Below are 3,483 nucleotides of genomic sequence, written 5' to 3'. Positions count from 1 at the left end.
GATTGCATTAAAAGTTAGAAATGGAGGTCTCAAGGTCTACTTTGAGACCTTGAACTCCATAGTTTCACTAATCTTAATGTAATCTTAGCTATAAATCAATCCACCTAAGTTAATTTATCACCCCAATATAGGGACAGTGCCCCTGGAATAATTAAGGATTAGAAAAAAGAAGTGAGTTAATTTTTGTCTCACTTCTTTTTTCATAGTAAAGCGTGGCAGTAATGTAAATTTTATCTTATCCCTACTTTTTTTCTCACTTCCCCCATTGTTTTTTTTGCAATTTCTTGCGCTTTTTCTGCTCCTTCAACTAAAACCTCACCAATTTGTCCGCGGTTTTGTTCAAATTCTTTGCGTTTCACTTGAATTGGCTTAAGGTGTTTAATAACGGCATCAGTAAGTGTAGTTTTTAAATCCACATACTTGAGCGCGCCATTTTTATGTTGGTCCATTAGTTGTTTGTGGACGTTGACCGGGGCAAAAATTTTTAACATGTCAAAGAGGTTTTGGACGCCAGGTGACGACCCCACCCTTGATCCCTCTCCTTCCCTCGACTTCCCTTGACTCGGCTCGGGACAGGTTGCTCGGGACAGGCGCGCAGGGGAGGGGCCGCTGTCGGTGACCGCGCTGGCGATTTTTTTCTTGATATCTTTTGGCGAGTCAGTTAGAAAAATGCAATGTTTATCGCCATAACTTTTACTCATTTTTTTAGTTGGTTCAACTAAGCTCATTAAACGAGCGGATTTGGTCAGCAGGGCTTTAGGCTCCGGAAATGTTTTACCGAATTTGTTGTTAAATTTGCGGGCTGCGATTCTGGAGAATTCAACGTGCTGGACTTGGTCTTCACCAACAGGCACTGTGTCGGCTTTGTATAATAAAATATCCGCGGCTTGTAGCACCGGGTAATCAAACAAGCCAGCATTAATATTATGCTTGTGTTGTTTGGATTTGTCTTTATATTGTGTCATCCGTTCTAGCTCCGCTATTGGGGTCAAGCAATTTAAAATCCAGCAAAGTTCCGCATGCTCGGGTATGTGGGATTGGATAAATATTAAAGATTTTTCTGGATCAATTCCGCAAGCAAGGTAATCTATAGCTAAATCGGTGATATACTTGGGCATTTTTTTGGGGTCATAATCAATAGTCATCGCGTGCAAATCAACAATACTAAAAATGCAGTTATAATTTCCAGAGTTTTGCAAATCAACCCAATTTTTTAGAGCACCCAGGTAGTTTCCCAAGTGTAAAGTACCAGTTGGTTGCATTGCGGAAAAAATTGTATGATTGGCGTTGGAGTTTGGCATATTTAGAGATTAAATATAATTTCGTGGCAAATGATTGTGAGAGGAAGAAAGCAAGAAAACAAGAAAGCAAGAAAACAAGTTGTTTTTTGTTTTATTATTTTCTTGAATCAGTGGCTTTGTCTAAATTTTCAACTTCCTTCCAGAGCATAGCACCAATTTCTTCAGCTAATTTAAGGCCAAATTTGTAATCTTCAATATTTAAATATTTTTCGATTAAAGAAAAGTGCAATATATATTTTGATTCCTTAAGCGACCCATAAGATATTTCTAGAAAATTTAAGCGAACTAGCGGTTTTTTTCTAGCATAACCTTCAATATAGTTTAGAATGATTAACATAGCAGCTCGGCGAATTTGGGAGGTTATTCCGTATAATTCATGTTTAGGGAAATTTTTTGTAACTTGATAAATAAAATGAACATAATCATTCATCTCCTTTTTTAATTTTTCTTGGATTAGTTACACTTCTATAACAACCGGCAGTATCATCGGTCGCCTCTCGGTTTTAGTAAAAAGAAATTGCCCAACCTCATCCCGAATACGAGCGCGCAAGGGCGACCAGTTTATTTCCATATTGTGACTTTTTGTATAACCATTAACAATTTTAGAAACTTTGTCTTTAGTTTCCCTCATTAACTGTTCAGAGTTTTTCATGTAGACAAAGCCGCGGGAAATAATGTCTGGCTTGTTGACTAAATTTCGGCTTCTGTCAATAGCCACAATAACAACCAGCATGCCGTCTTGAGACATCACTTGGCGATCGCGAAGCACAACATTGCCAACATCGCCAACACCCAAGCCATCCACAAAAACCGGATCAGTGGCAATTTTTTGATCAAGCTTGCGGGCAGTACCGCGGCCGAATTCAATGACTAAGCCATTATCAGGCACAAAAATATTTTTATCATTATACCCCAGTTCACGAGCCAATTTAGCGGCTTCTTTTAACATGTAATGATTGGCATACACCGGAATAAAGTAAGTAGGGTTAATTTGGCGGATTATTTTTTGAACATCACCGGGTGTGGCATGACCGCCAGCATGAACATCCATAATTTCCGAATGAATAACATTATCGCTTTGGCGATAAATTAAATCTTTGAGTTTTTGGACCGTGCGTTCGTTGCCCGGGATTACCGAAGAAGAGAAAATAACCGTGTCTTGTTTTTTAAATTTGATAAAGCGATGTTCGCCGGTGGCAATGCGGGCCATGACCGCGTTTTCTTCACCTTGAGCGCCAGTGCATATAACAATGACTTTATTATCCGGTAAATTATTGATTTCTTTAATGTCAATTAAATTTTTTAAATTAATTTTTATATAACCCAATTTTTTTGCCAACTCCACGCTGGTTTTCATGCTGAACCCGTCAAGCGCCACTTTTTTGCCATATTTTTCGGCCATTTCCAAAACTGCTTTGATGCGCTCTATCATAGAAGAGAAAGTACCGATGATAATTCGCCCGGAAGCGCGGGCAATAATGCGCTCAATATTTTTATACATTTCTTTCTCTGATACCGGTTCTTTAAGATAATGAACTCCCAAACTTTCCAACATAAGGACGGTGGGTTTTTTTAATTTAGATAGAGCTTTATAATGGATTTTTTTGCCAATCGGGTCGTGTTCAAATTTCCAATCGCCGGGATGAACAACTGTGACCACGGGCGTGGCTAAAATTATACCAACCGCATCAATAATGCTGTGGGAGACCGGAAAAAAACCGACTCTAAACTCACCCAACCTTAAGATTTCATTGGCGGAGTTGATAAATTTTGTTTTCAGATTTTTAGCGCTGCCTTTTTGATAATCTTCCTGCCGGGCTTTAATCATCGCGATTGTCAGTTTGCCCCCGATCATTAAGGGGTTGCCCAGACGGCTAATCAAAAGCTGGGCCGCGCCAATATGGTCCAGGTGGCCATGGGTAAAAATCACTGCTTTAATGTTTTTTTCTTTACCCCTTAGATATTTGGTATTTGGAATAATATAATCAATGCCGGGCATATCTTCTTCTGGGAATTGCAGGCCCATGTCAATAATAATAATATCGTTCCCATATTCAAAAATCGTCATATTGCGGCCCACTTCTTCGCAGCCGCCTAAAGGGATGATGCGGAGAGTGGGTTGAGTTTGCCTGACAGCTTTATTGCCTGACGGCTTGAATTTTTTTGGTTGTGTTTGCGGTTT

3 protein-coding genes are annotated in these 3,483 nt (G+C 39.4%); all 3 read right to left on the bottom strand.

Annotated features, from left to right (window positions below):
- Positions 1 to 230 precede the first annotated feature (230 nt).
- Entirely contained in the window at positions 231 to 1,301 is a 1,071-nt protein-coding gene (gene trpS / locus KKD20_03525; protein ID MBU4332166.1) for a tryptophan--tRNA ligase, read from the bottom strand.
- 94 nt (positions 1,302 to 1,395) lie between these two features.
- Positions 1,396 to 1,731 (bottom strand): four helix bundle protein, encoded by a 336-nt coding sequence (locus KKD20_03520; protein MBU4332165.1) that lies wholly within the window; start codon positions 1,729 to 1,731, stop codon positions 1,396 to 1,398.
- 27 nt (positions 1,732 to 1,758) lie between these two features.
- Positions 1,759 to 3,483: ribonuclease J (locus KKD20_03515; protein ID MBU4332164.1), on the bottom strand; the 1,725-nt coding region annotated here is incomplete at its 5' end.

It is taken from the genome of Patescibacteria group bacterium (assembly GCA_018896645.1).
Taxonomy (GTDB): domain Bacteria; phylum Patescibacteriota; class Patescibacteriia; order UBA2591; family JABMQE01; genus JAHIMF01.
The sequence above is the reverse complement of the archived record's forward strand: the minus strand, read 5'-3'. Positions and strand labels throughout refer to the sequence as shown.

Coding starts and splice junctions, on each gene's coding strand:
- trpS (MBU4332166.1), bottom strand. CDS start 1,301: ATGCCAAACTCCAACGCCAATCATACAATTTTTTCCGCAATGCAACCA.
- KKD20_03520 (MBU4332165.1), bottom strand. CDS start 1,731: ATGAATGATTATGTTCATTTTATTTATCAAGTTACAAAAAATTTCCCT.